Source organism: Thioalkalivibrio versutus (assembly GCF_001999325.1).
In the GTDB taxonomy this organism is placed as follows: Bacteria; Pseudomonadota; Gammaproteobacteria; order Ectothiorhodospirales; family Ectothiorhodospiraceae; genus Thioalkalivibrio; species Thioalkalivibrio versutus.
The window spans coordinates 1-17,502 of record NZ_MVAR01000007.1; the positions used below are offsets into that span (position 1 = coordinate 1).

Consider the following 17,502-nt stretch of genomic DNA (forward strand, 5'->3'; position numbering starts at 1 on the left):
CGGCCACGTCCTGCATCGCCTCCTGCGCCAGCAGGGCCTCGCTGTCGAAGCGTCGCGGCGGCAGGATGTCCGCCGGGCGCCCGAAGCCCTTCAGTTCCTGCGCCGTGCGGTTGCCGATCGCCGCGATCTTTGTGGTGGTGGGCCATGAATGTTCCGCCAGGGCCAGATTGAGCACGCGCTGGACGGCGTTCGGGCTGATGAACACGGCGATATCGAAGTCCGCCAGCCGGTCCAGGACCTCGCGCAGGTTGGTGGGATCACTGGGGGCCAGGATCTCCAGCACGGGAAAGCGGATCACGCTCGCGCCCTCGGCCGTCAAGGCGGTACAGAACGGCTCCGCCTGGGCGGCCGGCCGGGTGACCAGGATGCCAAGGCCGGCGAGCGGGCCTTGGGCCTCGTCGACCACCGTGTTGTCGTCTGCGGATGCGGTCATGCGTCTACCCCTTCGTGTCCTGGCCGTGTTCCCGATGTGCGGCCGCGAGCAGTTCGCCTGCCCCGAGTTCCAGCAGCATGTCCGCCAGGCGGATCCCCAGGGCCTGGGCGTCGCTGCGCGGCCCCTCGACCTGGCGGCGCAACAGGCGACTGCCATCCACTGCGCCGACCAGGCCGTCCAGGTGCAGCTGATCCCCGACCAGGGTCGCATGGGCTGCCAGTGGGACCTGGCAGCCGCCTTCCAGGCGACGGTTGAAGGCCCGCTCGGCGCGCACGCGGTCGGCGGTATCCGTATCGTTCAATGGTGCGATCAGCGCGCCGATGGCGGTATCGCCGGCGCGACACTCGATGGCGATGGCACCCTGACCAACCGCCGGCAGGCTGACGTCCGGCTCCAGGCAGCTGCGAATCCGCTCATGGAACCCGAGGCGTTTGAGCCCGGCTGCAGCGAGCAGGATGGCGTCGTATTCGCCGGCATCCAGCTTGCCCAGGCGGGTATTCACGTTGCCGCGCAGGTCACGGACCTCCAGGTCCGGTCGCCGCGCGCGCAGCTGGCACTGCCGGCGCAGGCTGGAGGAGCCAACCCGGGCCCCCTGCGGCAGTTCGTCGACATGTGCGTATTGGTTGGACACGAACGCGTCCAGTGGATCCTCGCGGTCGAGGATCACCGGCAGTTCGAGCTGCTCGGGCAGCTCCATCGGCACGTCCTTCACCGAGTGCACCGCGATGTCGGCGCGGTCCTCCAGCAGCGCGATCTCCAGCTCCTTCACGAACAGGCCCTTGCCGCCGATCCGCGCCAGCGGGGAGTCCAGGACACGGTCGCCCTGGGTGGTCATGCCCACCAGTTCAACCGGGCGCTCCGGCTCACGGGCGCGCAGACGGGCGGCGACGTGTTCGGCCTGCCACATGGCAAGCGGGCTCTTTCGGGTGGCGATGCGTACAGGCTTCATGGATTGTCCGGGCGAGCCACGGCGCGAGCGGCCGGGCGTTCAAACGGCCTAGTATAACGGCGAATGCTTCGCGCCCCGAATCCCGCAGGGGTGTGCGGCCCTCTCAGGTCCCGTTGCGCAGGTAATCACGCACTCGTGGCAGCTGGCGGCGGCTGATGGGGATGGGGTCCAGGTCGTCGTGGAACAGCAGGCGGTGGTCGGTCTGGCCGAGGCTTTCGACGCCCTTGACCGAGGCCTTCACCGCCAGGCAGCCGCGGTGCACCCGCAACAGGGCGGGGCCGTACAGGCCCTCCAGTTCGCGCAGGCGGGCGTCGACGAAGCCGGCCAGGCGTGCCGAGCGCGCCATGACGTAACCGCCCTCCGCGATGAAGATGTCCACCTGTTCCAGCGGTACGCGTTCCTCGCGCCGGCCGACGGTGATGTGGACCTCGTTCGGGAAGGTCTCGGGCCGGTCCTGTTTTTGCTGCACCGCACGCTGCAACGCCTGTTCCAGCCGTTCGCGGCGCACCGGCTTCAGCACGTAGTCGCGCACCCCGGCCTCGAACGCCTCCAGCGGAAAGCGGTCGTGTGCGGTGACCAGGATTACCGTCAGCGCGGGATCTTCCGCATGCAGACGCCGCGCGAGTTCCAGCCCGGTTTCCCCGGGCATGTCGATATCCAGCAGCAGGGCATCCGGCGCGTGGTCCTGCAATTGCATCTCGACCTCGCCGGCATGCGCAGCTTGCGCCACCACCCGATGCCCCAGCTCCTGGGCGAGCGCGGTCAGGCGTTGACGGGCAATCGGCTCGTCGTCGGCAATCAATAACTCCAGTCGAGCGTTGTTCATGTGGTTTCCCCCCGGTTCGCGAGCGGCAAACGGATCCGGACCTCGAACCGCTCGGCCTCGGCCTCGGCCTCGAAGTGTACCTGCCCGCCGAAGGCGTGCTGCAGCCGCAGGCGTACCGCATCGGTGGCGGTGCCGGTCCCCTCGCCGCGTGCGTGTGGATCCACGGTGTTGCCGATGGTCACCGTGACCCGTCCGGAATCCATGCGGCAGCGCACCCATATGCGCCCTGCGCCGCGTGCGGGTGCGATCCCGTGCTGGATCGCGTTCTCCGCCAGCGGTTGCAGGATCAGCGTGGGCACATCGAGATCCAGGCCCGGGTGGTCGGGGCAGTCCCAGTCGAGTACCAGGCGTTCGCCGAAACGGGTCTGTTCGATCTCGAGGAACGCGCGGACCAGGTCCAGCTCCTCACGCAGCGAGTGGCGGTCGCCGGTGGCGAATGTGGCGCGGAACAGATCCGCCAGATCCAGGGTGATCTGTTCCGCACGCGCAGGATCACTGCGACACAGCCCGGCGATGGTGTTCATGCTGTTGTAGAGAAAATGCGGGCGCAGGCGGGCGCGCATGGCCTGTTCCCGGGCCGCTGCCACGGCCCGGGTTTCGCGTTGCCAGGCCGCCTGCAGGTACAGGTAGTGCATGGCCATCAGGCTGAGGATGGTGGCGACGCCGATCACCGGCCAGCGCAGCGCCGGGTCGGCCAGCACCAGTTCCTCCGCGAGGCGATAGACGATGGCGGTGTTGGCGATGGGAACCAAGGGCGGCAGCACGATCTGCGCGGTCAGCGGCAGTCGGTGCAGCGATCTCTTGAGCCCGCACAGGATCAACAGGCTGGTCAGCGCCACCCAGAAGATGAACAGCGCGTGCAGCGCCAGGGCCGACAGCCAGTCCTGGCCGCCGCCGCGCAACAGGGCCACGGCCAGTGCCAGCAGCACGGCCACCATGAGCACGCGCAGCAACGTCTCCGCACTGCAGAAATCGGGCAGCGGCGAGAGCTCCCCGGTGGTGTCCCTGGTGGTTTCCCCCTGGGCCATGCGTAACACTCTCCCCTGTTGCCGTGCGCAAACGGGCGCGGGACCGCGCCATGTTCACTCCCCGGCTGTGCCCGTATACTTCCGTGTCTTTCCCACCCGCTTCAGGATGCACCATGACGCAGGATTCCTCGCACGACAAGCCAGCCGCCACGCCCGCCGCCTCCGGCGAGGCCAAGCTGTGGGGCGGGCGCTTTTCCGAGCCCACCGATGCCTTCGTCGAGCGCTTCACCGCGTCGGTGGATTTCGACCGCCGCCTGTACCGCGAGGACATCCAGGGCTCACAGGCGCATGCGCGCATGCTGGCCAAGGTCGGGGTGCTGACAGAGGCCGAGGCCGGGGAGATCCTCGCGGGGCTGGACGCCATCCGCGACGAGATCGCCGCCGGCGAGTTCGACTGGCAGGTCGGGCGCGAGGACGTGCACATGAACATCGAGGCGCGGCTGATCGAACGCATCGGCGACGTCGGCAAGAAACTGCATACCGGGCGTTCGCGCAACGACCAGATCGCGACCGACATCCGCCTGTGGCTGCGCGCGGCCATCGACGATGTCCTGCGCCTGATCCGCGGCTATCAGGATGGCCTGGTGGCCCTGGCCGAGCGCGAGGCGGATACCGTGATGCCCGGCTTCACTCATCTGCAAACCGCCCAGCCGGTCACCTTCGGCCATCACATGCTGGCCTGGTACGAGATGCTGGAGCGCGATGCCGAGCGTCTGCGTGATACGCGGCGCCGGGTGAACATCCTGCCGCTGGGCGCCGCCGCGCTGGCCGGTACGCCGTATCCGCTGGATCGTGAATACACCGCCGAGCTGCTGGGTTTCGACAGTGTCACCCGCAACTCCCTGGACGCGGTCTCCGATCGTGATTTCGCCATCGAATTCACCGCGGCCGCCGCGACCCTGATGATGCACCTGTCGCGTCAGGCCGAGGAGCTGGTGCTGTGGACCAGCGCCCAGTTCGCCTTCATCGAGTTGCCGGATCGCTACTGCACCGGCTCCTCGATCATGCCGCAAAAGAAGAATCCGGACGTACCCGAACTGGTGCGGGGCAAGACCGGCCGGGTCTACGGCCACCTGATGTCGCTGCTGACCCTGATGAAGAGCCAGCCGCTGGCGTACAACAAAGACAATCAGGAAGACAAGGAACCGCTGTTCGACACCGTCGACACCCTGCTGGGCTCGCTGCGTGCGTTCGGCGACATGGTGCCGAACCTTGAGGTGCGGCGGGAGAATACGCTGGCGGCGACGCGCAAGGGCTTCGCCACGGCGACCGATCTGGCCGACTACCTGGTCGGGCGCGGTGTGGCCTTTCGCGATGCCCACGAGGTCGTCGGGCGAGCGGTGCGTATTGCGCAGGAGCGCGGGGTGGATCTGGCGGAGCTGCCGCTGGCGGACCTGCAGGCGATCAGCCCGGCGGTGGGCGAGGACGTGTTCACGGTGCTGACGCCCGAGGGCTCGGCCGCCGCGCGTAACCTCACGGGGGGGACCGCCCCGGAACAGGTGCGCCGCCAGGCTGCGGCCGCCCGCGAGCACCTGGCCGCGCTGGCCCGCGCCGACCGCTGAGTTCACCCCGCGCTGCGGTTCCCGTTGTGCGGGGGCGGGGCGCGTCTGTGTGCCGCCTGGCCCGCCTTCAGATCCGGTCCAGCGTGGACTCCAGCACTTCCCAGTGGACGTTGCCGTGGACGACCTCGTAGGCCAGCAGTAGCTGGCCGTGCGCCGAATCGCCCTCGAAGTTCGCCAGGACCCACTGGTGGTTCAGGACGTGGATGCCGTCGCGGCGGAACGCGTATGCGTCGCCTTCCGGCGCCTCGTGCGGGATCAGGCCGGTCTGCTGCATCAGGTCATCGGCGAGACGCTCGTTCGGGCGCACCATGCCGCGACGCTGCAGGTCCTGGAGATGGGCATTGGTCAGGCCCAGTTCCACCGGACGCGGGATCTCGTGGCGGGTGTATTGCTGCAGCTGCATCTGCGCCTGCAGCAGGTCGCGGTTGGCCTCCGAAAGATCCTGTTCGAGCCCGTTGCCGCGGGCGATGTAGATCGCCAGCACGACCACGAAAAACAGCATGAAGCCGAGCCAGACCAGGCGTTCGTTGGTCTTCAGGTTCTGCGGCTTGGGGTTGTCTTGTTCGGACACGGGGCTTGCCTCCGGAATGCTGGGGTGCCGGCTGCCGTGGGGCATCCGGCCGGAAAATGAACGCGCGACCGCCGTGGGTTCCTGAACCCGGGTCGATGCGACGCGCATGATAACCCCTGACACCGCAACCTGCCGAGAATGCCCCATGTCGGTTCCCGACCCCGTCAACGCCGCCGCATCCGAGAGCCAACTGGAGTGGATCAACCACTTTGCCCGTCTGCCGGAGGCCTTTCACGAGAGCCCGGCTCCCGCCCCGTTTCCGGATGCGACCTGCCTGGCGAGCAGCCCGGCCATGTGCGAGCGTCTGGGCCTGGAGGCCGCGGCCCTTGGCCGCGACCCGTGGCTCGGGGCCTGCACTCACGGTAGCGAGCTGGCGGGCGCCGAGCCGCGCGCCTCGGTGTACGCGGGACACCAGTTCGGCGTCTTCGTGCCGCAACTGGGCGATGGTCGCGCGAAGCTCCTGGGCGAGGTTCGCACGCCAACGGGCGAGACCTGGGAGTTGCAGGTCAAGGGCGCCGGTCCGACGCGCTTCTCGCGCGGCGCGGACGGTCGTGCGGTCATGCGTTCCTCGGTGCGCGAGTATCTCGTCTCCGAGGCAATGGCCGCCCTTGGCGTGCCGACCACCCGTGCGGTGGCGCTGTTCGGGTCCAGCCTGCCGGTGTACCGCGAGCGTGTCGAGCCGGCGGCCATCGTGCTGCGTGCCGCGCCGAGCTTCCTGCGCTTCGGGCATTTCGAGTACTTCCACTACAACGGCTACAGCGCCCGCCTGCAGGAGTTGATCGCCTACGCCCTGGCACATGACTACCCGGAACTCCAGGGGGCCGATGATCCCGTCGCCGCGATGCTGGAGGCGGTGATCGCCCGCACCGCGGAGATGGTCGCCGACTGGCAGGCCATCGGGTTTTGTCACGGCGTGATGAACACCGACAACATGAGCCTGGCCGGGCTGACCATCGACTACGGGCCGTTCGCGTTCATGGATGCCTTCGACCCCGGCTACATCTGCAACCACACCGACCAGGGCGGGCGCTATGCCTTCGACCAGCAGCCGCAGATCGCGCAGTGGAACCTGATCCGCCTGGCCGAGACCCTGGTGATCCATTTCGCCGACGCCACTCGCGAGGCGGCGATCGAGCACGCCAAGGCGCTGCTGCAGGGCTTCCAGTCGCAGTACCGGCAGGCCTGGCTGGCGCGTATGCGCGCGAAGCTCGGGCTGCAGGTGGAGCAGGAGGACGACGAGGCGTTGATCCAGGAGCTGCTCGCACGCATGACGGCCGAGGGCGTGGATTACACCCGATTCTTCCGCCAGCTGCCGGACCTGGAGCAGCCGGAGATCCGGGCGCAACTGGAATCGGAACTGGAGGATGGGGCCGCATGGCAGGCCTGGTGGTCGCGCTATCAGGCGCGGCTCGCGGGGGAGGGGCTGCCCCCTGAAGAGCGGCGCGCGGCGATGAATGCCGTCAATCCCAAGTACATCCTGCGCAACCATCTGGCCCAGGCCGCGATCGAGCAAGCCGAGGCAGGGGATGCATCCGAGGTGCTGCGTCTGCAGCAGATCCTGGCGCGTCCGTTCGCCGAGCAGCCGGAATACGAGGCCTATGCGGACCTGCCGCCGGAGTGGGCGAGCGGGATCCAGCTAAGCTGTTCGTCCTGAGAGGGCGTGCAGGCCGGACCCCGGACTGGAACGTCCGGAGACCGAGGCCAACTTATCCGAGGATACCGCGCAGGATGTAGAAGTAGACCACCGCGAGGATCGCGCCGGCCGGCAGGGTCACGATCCAGGACAGGAAGATCATGCGCACCAGCCCCAGATTGATCGCGGCAATCCCGCGCGCCAGGCCCACGCCGAGGATCGCGCCCACTAGGGTATGGGTAGTGGAGATCGGCAGGCCGGTGCCGGAGGCCAGGACCACGGTGGCCGCCGCCGCGGCGGTGGCGGCATAGCCGCGGCTGGGGGTGAGCTGGGTGATCCCGGTGCCCACGGTCGCGATCACCTTGTGGCCGTAGGTGAACAGGCCGAACACGATCCCGACCCCACCCAGCAGCAGCACCCACATGGGCACGACGGTCTCGGTGCTCACATCGCCGGTCTGGATCACGTCCACGACGGCAGCCAGCGGGCCGACGGCATTGGCGACGTCGTTGGAGCCCAGGGCAAAGGCCATCGCGCACCCGGTCACCACCATCTGGATGCCGAACACCTTCTCGACATTGGCGAAATGGGAGCCTTCCTCGCCCACGCCGGTGGGATCGTCAAAGCGCAGGCGGCGGATTGCCATCATCCCGAGCACGACCACGATGGCGCTGATCAGGATCGCGAAGCCATAGGCCTGCACGGGCGTGAGGTCCAGGCCGACGTGGGTCAGGCCCTTGAACATCGTCACCAGTGCCGTGACAAAGGCCGTGAGGAAGATATAGAGCGGCGCCCAGCGCTTGGCGTTCTTCAGCGGATCGACGGTATCGAGGATCAGGATCTGCACACTGCGGAACAGGGCAAAGGCGATCATCCCGCCGACGAGCGGCGAGACCACCCAGGACATCGCGATGGTGCCGACACGTTCCCAGCGAACCACCTCGAAGCCGAGGCCGACCACGGCAAAGCCGACGATGGCGCCAATGATGGAGTGGGTCGTGGAGACCGGCCAGCCAAAATAGGAGGCGACCATCAGCCAGGTCCCGGCGGCTGCCAGGGCCGCCAGCATCCCGTAAACGAGCAATTCGGGGTTGTCGGCCATCAGGCTGGAGTCGACCATCCCGCTGCGAATGGTCTGGGTGACCTCGCCGCCGGCCAGCCAGGCCCCGGAGAAGACGAAGATCGCGGCTACAAACACCGCCTGGCGAATCGTCAGCGCGCGTGAGCCCACCGAGGTGCCCATGGCATTGGCAACGTCGTTGGCGCCGATGCCCCAGGCCATGAACAGGCCGAAGATCACTGCAAGGCCGAGCAACAGGGTGCTGTATTCCATGCCGTCCTCGGTGCCTGTGCCTGGGTGCCGGTGGTTACTTGGCGAGCATCAGCTGCAGGCGGCTGCCTACACGCTGGGCCAGGTCGGCCAGCTCGCCGATGGAGTCGATCACGCGATACATGAACATCACGTTGACCGGCGGTAGTTCGGCCTCCTGCGCGAACAGGATCTCGCGCACCTCGCGCTGGGCCTCGTCGGACTCGTGCTCGATCTGGTCCAGCTCAGTGAGGATGCCGTTGACGACCTCGACCTCGTGGCCGCGGAAGCCTGCCTCCACCAGTTCGTCCAGCTCGTTGATGGCCCGGCCGGCCTGGTCGACGGCATCCACGCTGCGGTCGAGGAAGCGCTTCAGCGACTCGCCCATGTTGTCGGGGAATTGCATCTGGCGGCCCAGCATCAGCCCGGCGATGTCTTTCGCCATGTTGGCGATGCGGTCCTGGATCAGCAGGGTGTCGAGCACGTCGCGGCGCGACATGGCCAGCATCATGCCCTTGGGCAGGTGCAGGCGCAGGTCTTTCTTCAGGCGGTCCGCCTCGCGTTCCAGCTTCGAAATCTTCTTCTGCTGTACCCGCGCGGTCTCCCAGTCGTCGCGGGCCATGGCCTCCATGAACGGCGGGAGCTCGGCGATGCAGGCGCGCACCTTCTCCATGTGCGCCTGTAGCGGGCGTACCGGGGAACGGCCAAACAGCTCGAAGACGAAGTTCTTGGGGGACATGGCGGCGCGAAGGTTGTCACAAAGCGTTAATCTAACGCAAAACACCGGAGCGCGCGCGGTCTTGTTGGTCCCGCCGACGCCCTCGGTGCGGTACACTCATCCGTCAGAGCTGGGGGTGCCCGCGATCGATGCGAGCTGAGAGAGTCCCCTTGAACCTGAACCAGTTAACGCTGGCGGAGGGAAGCTCGGTGCTCGATCCAGTCCGCGCGCGCTCCGTTCGCAGTCTGTCCGGCCCGTTCCGTTCCCTCTGCTGCCATGCCCGCACCGCAGAGGTCACTGTATGAGCGCCATCCCCGAGTCCTTCGCCCGCAAGACCGCCCAGGTCTCCGCCGACGTCACGCGCCCGTTTCCCAATTCCGAGAAGGTCTTCGTGCAGGGTTCGCGCCCGGATATCCGCGTGCCGTTCCGCCAGGTCGCACAAAGCCCCACGCTGACCTCCGGCACCCCGGAAGAGAACCCGCCGATCCCGGTCTACGACACCTCGGGCCCGTACACGGATCCGGACGCGACCATCGATCTGCGCCATGGCCTGACGGATCTGCGCGGCGGCTGGATTGACGAGCGCGGCGACACCGAATGGCAGGATGGCCCCAGTTCCGAATACGGCCGCGTCCGCGCCGCCGACCCGGAACTGGCCAGCCTGCGCTTCGAGCACATCCGCCCGCCGCGCCGGGCGAAGTCCGGGGCGAACGTCTCGCAGATGCACTACGCCCGCCAGGGGGTTGTCACCCCGGAGATGGAGTTCGTCGCCATCCGCGAGAACAACCGCCTGCAGGAGCTGCGCGCCGACCCGCGCTACAAGAAGCTGCTGCGCCAGCACGCCGGCGAGTCCTTCGGGGCATCCATCCCCGAGGCGATCACGCCCGAGTTCGTGCGTGACGAAATCGCCCGTGGCCGCGCGATCATTCCGGCCAACATCAACCACCCGGAGCTGGAGCCGATGATCATCGGCCGCAACTTCCGCGTGAAGGTCAACACCAACATCGGCAACTCGGCGGTCTCCTCCTCGATCGAGGAGGAGGTCGAGAAGCTCGTATGGTCCGCACGCTGGGGCGGCGACACCCTGATGGACCTGTCCACCGGCAAGAACATCCACGAGACCCGCGAGTGGATCCTGCGCAACTCGCCGGTGCCGATCGGCACGGTGCCGATCTACCAGGCGCTGGAGAAGGTCGACGGCAAGCCCGAGGACCTGACCTGGGAGCTGTTCCGCGACACCCTGATCGAGCAGGCCGAACAGGGCGTGGACTACTTCACCATCCACGCCGGCGTGCGCCTGCAGTACGTGCCGCTGACCGCCGATCGGGTGACCGGCATCGTCTCGCGCGGCGGCTCGATCATGGCCAAGTGGTGCCTGGCGCATCACGAGGAGAACTTCCTCTACACCCGTTTCGACGAGATCTGCGAGATCATGAAGGCGTTCGACGTCTCGTTCTCCCTCGGTGACGGGCTGCGCCCCGGCTGCCTGGCCGACGCCAACGACGCCGCGCAGTTCGGCGAGCTGGAGACCCTGGGCGAGCTGACGCAGAAGGCCTGGGCGCACGACGTGCAGGTGATGATCGAGGGCCCCGGTCACGTCCCGCTGCAGAAGGTGAAGGAGAACGTCGACAAGGAGCTGGAAGACTGCTTCGAGGCGCCGTTCTACACCCTCGGCCCGCTGGTGACCGATATCGCCCCGGCCTATGACCACATCACCTCCGGCATCGGCGCGGCCAACATCGGCTGGTATGGCACCGCGATGCTCTGCTACGTGACGCCGAAGGAGCATCTGGGCCTGCCCAACAAGCAGGACGTGCGCGACGGCATCATCACCTACAAGATCGCCGCCCACGCGGCCGATCTCGCCAAGGGCTTCCCCGGCGCGCAGCTGCAGGACAACGCGCTGTCCAAGGCGCGCTTCGAGTTCCGCTGGGAGGACCAGTTCAACCTGGCGCTGGACCCGGAACGCGCGCGCGAATTCCACGACGAGACCCTGCCCAAGGACGCGCACAAGGTCGCCCACTTCTGCTCCATGTGCGGCCCCAACTTCTGCTCCATGAAGATCACCCAGGATGTGCGCGACTACGCCGCGGCCCAGGGCGTCTCCGCAGACGAGGCCCTGAAGAAGGGGATGCAGGAGAAGGCGGTCGAGTTCGTCGAGAAGGGTGCGCGCCTCTACCGCGAGGTGTAGATCGACCGGGAGAGACGCTAGAGACGCTAGGGAGACGCTGATTAATTCGCACGTCCGCGCTCGATCGATTTTGCCCGCTGACAAGGCGCGGTGAGCGAAGTGTAGCCGAGCTACATAAGCAAGCCGCAACGCGGTCAGCGGGCCCATTTTCGTCAACAACGGGCGGCCGAGCCCTCAAGGGGTTGGCGCCCCATTTTTCCCGATCCTGCGTTGCGGCGCTTGACCGTAGAGTGACTACGGCGCTGCGCACCGCGCCTTGTCTCGGAAAAAATGGGGCACCAACGCGGACGTGCGAATTAATCAGCGTCTCCCTAGCGCACCTCGATCCGGCTACGGCCGTTCTTCTTGGCGGCGTACAGGGCCTGGTCGGCACGATTGAAGGTGTCGACCCGGTCCTCGCCGGGGCGGTATTCGGTGACACCGAAGCTCGCGGTCAGCCGCCCCACCGTCTCGAAGTCGAAGGCGGTGATTCGCGCCTGCAGCTCACGGGCAGCGACGAGCGCCTGTTCGCCGCGCGTCTGCGGTAGCAGCACGAAGAACTCCTCGCCCCCGATCCGACCGATGGCATCCACCTTGCGCAGGTTCTGCCGCAGCAGGCCGGCGAACTGGCGAAGCACCCCATCGCCGGTGCTGTGTCCCCAGGTGTCATTCACGGACTTGAAGTGATCGATGTCGATCAGGATGACCGCGAACGGTTCACCGTAGCGCTCGGCCCGTGCGCGTTCATCGTCGAACAGGCGCTCGATATGCGCACGGTTCCACAAGGAGGTCAGTTCGTCGATCCGGGCGGCACGGGCCAGCTGCTGTTGTTGCAGGAAGGTGTGCTTGTGGGCCTTCTCGAGGATGAAGGCGCTCAAGCAGCCGAAGGAGAACGCGGCCAGGGCCCACATCAGGTGCAGCTGCAGCAGATCCGCCTCCAGCGGCTGGCGGAAGGTGGCGGCGATTACCAGCGCGATGATGGCGGTTGCGGCAATCACGGCCTGGCGCAGGGCCAGTCCGGAGATCGCAAACGTCCACATGATGCTGAGATAGATCTCGGGGGCGAATATCAGAAACTGCGCCGAACCAACGTTCAGATGCAGGTTGGCCGCGTTCGCTACCACTGGTGCCAGGGTCAGCAGCACCCACATCAGCGGCTGCAGGCGCTGATCGAAACTCATCAGCCCGACCGCCAGCAGCAATCCCGGCACCAGCAGGGCATGGGCCACAAGCCTCGAGGTGTGCAGGTCGGTGGCCACCGATTGCTCGAGGACGGCGTACAGAAAATACAGCAGGGCCGTCAGGAACGCGACGTAGCGGGCCTGCGGGATCCGCACCTGGCGATGCCAGGCCGCGAAAGCCCGTCGAGCGTCTGAGTCTTCCCGGTGCAACGGGTTTCCCAGGACCCGCAGGCGCCTGATGATGTCCAAACCCTGACTCCTATAACCGTTCAGGCCGCAGCGTGCGGATCCGGACGTGTCGCCGCCGCGGCCCTGCGAACGGGCCATGCGAAACGTTAATCGAAAGTGGCGCCCGCCGGGACTACTGCATGTGGCCGAAGCCGCCCATCAGGCCGGCGCCGATGCCGAAGATCATGCCCAGGACCATCAGGATCAGGTAGATCAGCAGCAGCACGCCAAAGATGGTGAAGTAGATGCGCAGGCGGCCGAGGGCGTACTTGATCGCTTCCGGATCGGCACTTTCGTAGGCGCGCTGGGAGGCGCCGGCGGCCTGCATCAGGACCACGCCGGCCCAGATCGGGATCCAGGCGATGATGATGCCGATGATCGACAGGGCGGTCAGCACGCCCGAGATGATTAGCATCACCCCGATCAACTGCATCCAGAATTTTCCGCGAACGAGCGGCTCGATCAGTCCACGGAGGTCGGCCCCGTTGGTGGTGTCCTGTTCCATGTTCAGACTCCTTGTCGTGATGGGCGGATGGCCGGAGCATAGCAGGCCCTTTCATGGTGTGACGCATTCGTTGTTTTGGTGCGCGCCGCCCGTGCATACTCGAGCAGGTGACAACCCGAAAAACAGGGCCACGCAAGGCTCGTGAAGCAGGGGGATGTATGAGCGACCAGGGACGACGCAGGGATGCCGGCCGCAGCGGGCCGCAGGGGACAATGCTGTTTCAGGGACAGGCCTTGCCCGAGCAGGAAAGCGCCGCGGACACCGCCAGCGGGGGGGCGCCCCCCGGCGGCCACCCGGTGCTGGTGGGGATCTCCGAGCCCTTCGGCCAGCAGCGCCTGACCTTGAAACCGGGCAAGCGCTCGGTGGGGCGTGAGGCTACCAATGACATCGTACTGCAGGAGGGCAGCGTCTCCTCGCAGCATGCCTGGCTGGTCAACGACGGCGGCGAATGCCGGGTGGTCAATCTCTTGTCCACCAACGGCACCTGGGTAAACGACGAAAAGGTGCACGAGGCTGCGCTGAAGGACGGCGACCACGTCCGTTTCGGGCGGGCCGAGTTCGTGTTCCGCCGCCGCGACGACGGTTCCGATGCCCGGCCTGGCCGTGGGCCTCGGTCACGCTGGCGCTGGCTGGGCATCGCGGTTGCGGTCCTGGTACTGGCGGCCGTCGCGCGCATCCTGCTCGAGACGGTTTGAGGCTCAGGGTCGCCGGCGCATGCAGCGGATCGGACGCTACGGGGTCGGCGAGGAGATCGGGCGCGGTGCGATGGCCGTCATCCATCGCGGCTACGACCCGGATATCCGGCGTCCGCTGGCGATCAAGTGCCTGCAACCGGACTACGCCCGCCGGCCCGAGTACCGCCGGCGCTTCCTGGCCGAGGCGCGTGCCGCCGGCACCCTGACCCACCCGGGCATCGTCACCATCTTCGATGTCGGCGAGTCGGATCAGCAGCCGTTCATCGCGATGGAGCTGCTGGACGGCATCACCCTCGCGGAGTTCGCGGAACAGTTCCGGCCGCTGCTGCTGCGCAATGTCCTGAAGATCGCCATCCAGCTGGTGGAGGCCCTGGACTATGCCCACCGGCATGGCGTCGTGCACCGTGACATCAAGCCCGAGAACATCATCGTCACCAGCGCCACGGCGAACATCAAGGTGATGGACTTCGGCATCGCCCGCACCCTCAGGGACCCCGACTGGCGCGCCGACGACGACTGGCTTGCCGAGGACGACGACGGCTATATCGCAGGATCGCCGCACTATATGGCGCCGGAGCAGGTCCGTGGCCGCGATACCGACGCTCGTGCCGATCTCTATTCCGTGGGCGTGGTGCTGTACGAGCTCCTGACGGGGGCCACCCCGTTTCGCGGGCATGATGTCGAGACCCTGCTGACCCGGGTGGTCAAGGATTCGGTCCCCGCACCGCGGGTCATCGTGCGCGACTGTCCGCAGGAACTGATCGAGCTGGTGTTGCGCCTGCTGGCGAAGGAGCCGGACGAGCGCTACCAGTCGGCCGGCGAGCTACTGGTGGACCTCGAGCGTATCGACGAGCAACGCGCCGAGCGCGAACGGGCAGGTGCCGGGCGTCGGATCATCCCGCTGCGTCTGCGCTGGGCCGCGGTCATGGGGGCACTGGTGGCGGTCACCCTGGTTGTCGGCGGTACGCTGGTACACCAGAAGCAGAATGAGGTGATGACCGACCTGGCGTTTGACTATGGGGCCACGCTGGCGCAGATCATCTCGGTGGAGAGTGCCGAGGACCTGTTGCTGGAGGACACCATCGCGGTCCAGGGCCGCCTGCGCGACATGCAGGCGAACCGGGAGATCGCCCTGCTGAGCGTCGTGGACCACCGCGGCGAGGTGGTGGCCAGCAGCGACCCGGAGGTCCTGGGCCAGCCCTACGAGCCGCCTTCCGAGGACCGCCTGCTTCAGCGTCGCGACGGCCAGGCCGTGTGGTCCGTCACCGGGCGGGATGGCGCAGAGCTGTTCATGTTCGAGGCCCCGGTTCGCTACCAGGATCATCACCTTGGGCAACTCCAGGTCGGGCTGTCCACGGGGTCGCTGCGCGCGGCGAACGAGGCCACCTTCATGGCCTTGCTGATGCTCACGCTGGTCACCCTCCTCGCGGTGCTCCTGGGGGCCTACGTGCTCGCCCGGCGTCTTCAGGCGCCGCTGGACCGCCTGCGCGGGGCGCTGGACCAGATCGGTCAGGGGCGGCTCGATACCCGGATCCGTGCCCGTCGACACGACGACTTCGAGCGGGTCTTCAGTGCCTACAACGCGATGGCCGACTCGCTGGAGGCGCGCATGAAGCGCCGGGTCGCCGGGACGCCCGAGTGCAGCGCTGCCGGGCCGGTTGCTGACGGCGACCGCACCCAGGAGCTCGCATCCGACGAGTTGCCGATCGAAGCCACCTCAAGACGTACCGCTACGGATTAACTCCGGTCGTTCTCGCGGTCCAGGGCATCCAGGCGGCGCNNGCGCCGCCTCGAACCCGGGGTCGATCGCCAGGGCCTCGTCCCACAATGCGATGGCGGTCTCCAGGTCCTGGTTGCGGTAGCGCACGATGGCCTCCGCGTGCAGGGCCTCCTTGCGCTGTTGCTCCAGCTCGTCAAGGTGCTGGCGCGCGGTCGCGTGTTGCGGGTCCTGTTCGAGCACCCGGCCGAAGGCCTCCAGCGCGTTTCCGGTCGCGCCTGCAGAGCGCGCCTCCACGCCCCGCTGGTGCCAGTAGCCGATCGCCGCGTCGCGCGAAAGGGGGTCCAGCCAGCTGGCCCATTCGTTCTGCGCCTCGGGGTGCTCGCGGGCCAGCTCCACGACCTCCAGCGCCGCGCCATAACGCCCGGCTGCCAGGTCGGCCTCGATTGCGCGGCGCAAACCGTCCTCGCTGACGCCGGGCGCGGCGTCGGGGTCCAGAGCCATCAGCTGTTCGTCCAGATCGGTCTCGCCACGCTGCGGCCCCGCTACATCCCGCGGGATGCGCAGCCGTTGCCCGACGAGCAGTCGGTCCGGGCGTTCGATGTCGTTGTAGCGTGCGAGGATCACAAAGCGGGTGGCATCGCCGAGGTGCTCACGCGCCAGCCCGCCCAGGCTGTCGCCCGGCTCGACCGTGTGAACGAAATAGGCCTCGCCCAGGGTCGCCTGCGGATCCCCGGAGAGCTGTTCACGCAGGCCGCGGGCGGCGCGGTTGCCCGGATCATCTGCGAGGATCCGGTCCAGTGCCGAGCGTGCCCGGTCCATCTCGCCGCCCTGCAAGAGCTGCACGATCTCGGCGATCTTGAGGCGCTCGTCCTGCCCCTCACGGGCGATCGGGTCGGACGGGGCCTCGTCGGTCGCGGCGACCACGTCCTCGGCGGACTCCGCCTCGGGGTCGAACAAGCCCTGTAGCTGCGCACAGCCGGACAGGAACGCTGTCAGTACGACAAGCAGGACGAGGCGAAGCAGCGTGGTGTGGGCTGGCATCATGGCAAGGACTGGTGCGGCTCGGCGAGTCCGCGAGTATACGGTCGGCATCAGTCCAGCGGCCACAGCAGGATCGCAAGGGCCGCAGCCAGTAGCGCCAGCAGGCCCAGCGTGGGCCCAATGCGCGCCTTCAGGTGCCGGCGCCAGAAACGCCCGCGCGGCGGCCCGCTCCGCCATGCTGCCAGGGCCACGTTGTCACCCTTGGCTCCGCCGCGTCGCGCCGCTTCGACGGCGGCGCTCGCGGTGGCCGAGTCGAGGTCCGGGCTGTCCAGCAGTTCCGCGATCTCGATCGGTCCGATCTGTTCCCAGAAGCCGTCCGAGCACAACAAGAAGCGCGTGTGACGGGTGACGGGGGCCTCGGCGTAGTCCACTTCGATCGGGTCGACCACGCCGAGGCCTCGCAATAGCCGGTTCTGCTCCGGGTGCGTTGCCATTTGCGCCTCGCTTATTACCCCCTCGTCGACCAGCTGCTGGACCCGGGTGTGATCGCGCGTGCGTCGCTGAAGGGTGTCGCCCTCGAAGTGGTACAGCCGGCTGTCGCCGCAATGGGCCCAGCAGGCGGAGGTCGGGGTCACATACAGTGCCACCAGCGTGGTGCCGGGGCGTTGTGACGGATCGGTACCCCCGGCCTCCAGCAAGGCTGCATGGGTCTCGTGGAAGAGAGCGTGGAGCAGGTCACGGGCATCGGCAGCCTGCCCCGCGTAGCGGGTCCACAGGCGTTCGGCGGTCGCGATCGCGGCGTGCGAGGCGCGTGCCCCGCCCTCGTGGCCGCCCATTCCGTCCGCGACCAGCAGCAGGGCGCTCTGCCCGTCCGCGTTTTGTAGCACGGTCACCGCGTCCTGTTGCTCGGCGCGGCCACCCATCTCCCTGGCGTATCCGGTTTCCATGTGCGTGTGGCCCCGCTGATCCCGCGACCATGATGACCGAGTTGAT

General features: G+C 67.6%; 16 protein-coding genes and 1 riboswitch. Of the genes, 5 read left to right on the plus strand and 11 right to left on the minus strand.

Annotated elements, in window-relative coordinates:
- From B0684_RS02645 to B0684_RS02660, 4 genes are all read right to left on the minus strand, one after another.
- Window positions 1-433: uroporphyrinogen-III synthase (locus B0684_RS02645; protein ID WP_143592438.1), on the minus strand; the 433-nt coding region annotated here is incomplete at its 3' end.
- 4 nt (window positions 434-437) lie between these two features.
- On the minus strand, window positions 438-1,382 hold the full coding sequence (gene hemC, locus B0684_RS02650) for a hydroxymethylbilane synthase (RefSeq protein WP_077276955.1): 945 nt from the start codon (window positions 1,380-1,382) through the stop codon (window positions 438-440).
- A 103-nt stretch (window positions 1,383-1,485) separates the two neighbouring features.
- Window positions 1,486-2,208 (minus strand): LytR/AlgR family response regulator transcription factor, encoded by a 723-nt coding sequence (locus B0684_RS02655; RefSeq protein ID WP_018175930.1) that lies wholly within the window; start codon window positions 2,206-2,208, stop codon window positions 1,486-1,488.
- Window positions 2,205-3,236, minus strand: a complete 1,032-nt coding sequence (locus tag B0684_RS02660) for a sensor histidine kinase (RefSeq protein WP_018168812.1) — start codon at window positions 3,234-3,236, stop codon at window positions 2,205-2,207. Before B0684_RS02660 ends, B0684_RS02655 begins: the two co-directional genes overlap by 4 nt.
- Before the next feature lie 113 nt (window positions 3,237-3,349).
- Between B0684_RS02660 and argH the strand changes: the two genes are divergently transcribed.
- The gene (gene argH / locus B0684_RS02665; protein WP_018175931.1) at window positions 3,350-4,798 is read left to right on the plus strand and encodes an argininosuccinate lyase; all 1,449 of its coding nucleotides are present in this window, start codon (window positions 3,350-3,352) and stop codon (window positions 4,796-4,798) included.
- A 67-nt stretch (window positions 4,799-4,865) separates the two neighbouring features.
- On the opposite strand, the gene B0684_RS02670 is transcribed toward argH, so the two are convergent.
- Entirely contained in the window at window positions 4,866-5,369 is a 504-nt protein-coding gene (locus B0684_RS02670; protein WP_018649594.1) for a hypothetical protein, read from the minus strand.
- A gap of 145 nt (window positions 5,370-5,514) precedes the next feature.
- Here B0684_RS02670 and B0684_RS02675 point away from each other — a divergent pair, with 145 nt between their 5' ends.
- Window positions 5,515-7,023: a protein adenylyltransferase SelO gene (locus tag B0684_RS02675; RefSeq protein WP_018168815.1), complete on the plus strand. Its 1,509-nt coding sequence runs from the start codon at window positions 5,515-5,517 to the stop codon at window positions 7,021-7,023.
- Between the two features lie 52 nt (window positions 7,024-7,075).
- Here the strand turns inward: B0684_RS02675 and B0684_RS02680 are convergent, their stop codons facing one another.
- Window positions 7,076-8,335 (minus strand): inorganic phosphate transporter, encoded by a 1,260-nt coding sequence (locus B0684_RS02680; protein ID WP_018168816.1) that lies wholly within the window; start codon window positions 8,333-8,335, stop codon window positions 7,076-7,078.
- A 34-nt stretch (window positions 8,336-8,369) separates the two neighbouring features.
- Window positions 8,370-9,050, minus strand: coding sequence for a TIGR00153 family protein (locus tag B0684_RS02685; RefSeq protein ID WP_018168817.1), 681 nt, complete (start codon window positions 9,048-9,050; stop codon window positions 8,370-8,372).
- 101 nt (window positions 9,051-9,151) lie between these two features.
- A riboswitch (TPP riboswitch) is annotated at window positions 9,152-9,249 on the plus strand.
- Between the two features lie 81 nt (window positions 9,250-9,330).
- Here B0684_RS02685 and thiC point away from each other — a divergent pair.
- The gene (thiC, locus tag B0684_RS02690) at window positions 9,331-11,220 is read left to right on the plus strand and encodes a phosphomethylpyrimidine synthase ThiC (protein WP_018168818.1); all 1,890 of its coding nucleotides are present in this window, start codon (window positions 9,331-9,333) and stop codon (window positions 11,218-11,220) included.
- Between the two features lie 311 nt (window positions 11,221-11,531).
- Here thiC and B0684_RS02695 read toward each other — a convergent pair whose 3' ends face one another.
- Window positions 11,532-12,629 carry a GGDEF domain-containing protein gene (locus B0684_RS02695; RefSeq protein WP_018168819.1) on the minus strand — a complete coding sequence of 366 codons (1,098 nt, stop codon included), beginning with the start codon at window positions 12,627-12,629 and terminating at the stop codon, window positions 11,532-11,534.
- Between the two features lie 112 nt (window positions 12,630-12,741).
- Window positions 12,742-13,113 (minus strand): DUF5362 family protein, encoded by a 372-nt coding sequence (locus B0684_RS02700; RefSeq protein ID WP_018144985.1) that lies wholly within the window; start codon window positions 13,111-13,113, stop codon window positions 12,742-12,744.
- A gap of 212 nt (window positions 13,114-13,325) precedes the next feature.
- On the opposite strand from B0684_RS02700, the gene B0684_RS02705 reads away from it, so the two are divergent.
- Window positions 13,326-13,808, plus strand: coding sequence for an FHA domain-containing protein (locus B0684_RS02705; RefSeq protein WP_018168820.1), 483 nt, complete (start codon window positions 13,326-13,328; stop codon window positions 13,806-13,808).
- Between the two features lie 19 nt (window positions 13,809-13,827).
- Window positions 13,828-15,549: a serine/threonine-protein kinase gene (locus B0684_RS02710; protein WP_018168821.1), complete on the plus strand. Its 1,722-nt coding sequence runs from the start codon at window positions 13,828-13,830 to the stop codon at window positions 15,547-15,549.
- Here the strand turns inward: B0684_RS02710 and B0684_RS02715 are convergent.
- Both B0684_RS02715 and B0684_RS02720 read right to left on the minus strand, forming a co-directional pair.
- Window positions 15,526-16,572 carry a LysM peptidoglycan-binding domain-containing protein gene (locus B0684_RS02715; RefSeq protein ID WP_233123371.1) on the minus strand — a complete coding sequence of 349 codons (1,047 nt, stop codon included), beginning with the start codon at window positions 16,570-16,572 and terminating at the stop codon, window positions 15,526-15,528. The genes B0684_RS02710 and B0684_RS02715 overlap by 24 nt on opposite strands.
- Window positions 16,573-16,619: 47 nt before the next feature.
- A complete protein-coding gene (locus B0684_RS02720) occupies window positions 16,620-17,456 on the minus strand; it encodes a PP2C family protein-serine/threonine phosphatase (protein ID WP_026305913.1) in 837 nt (278 codons plus the stop codon).
- Between the last annotated feature and the right edge of the window lie 46 nt (window positions 17,457-17,502).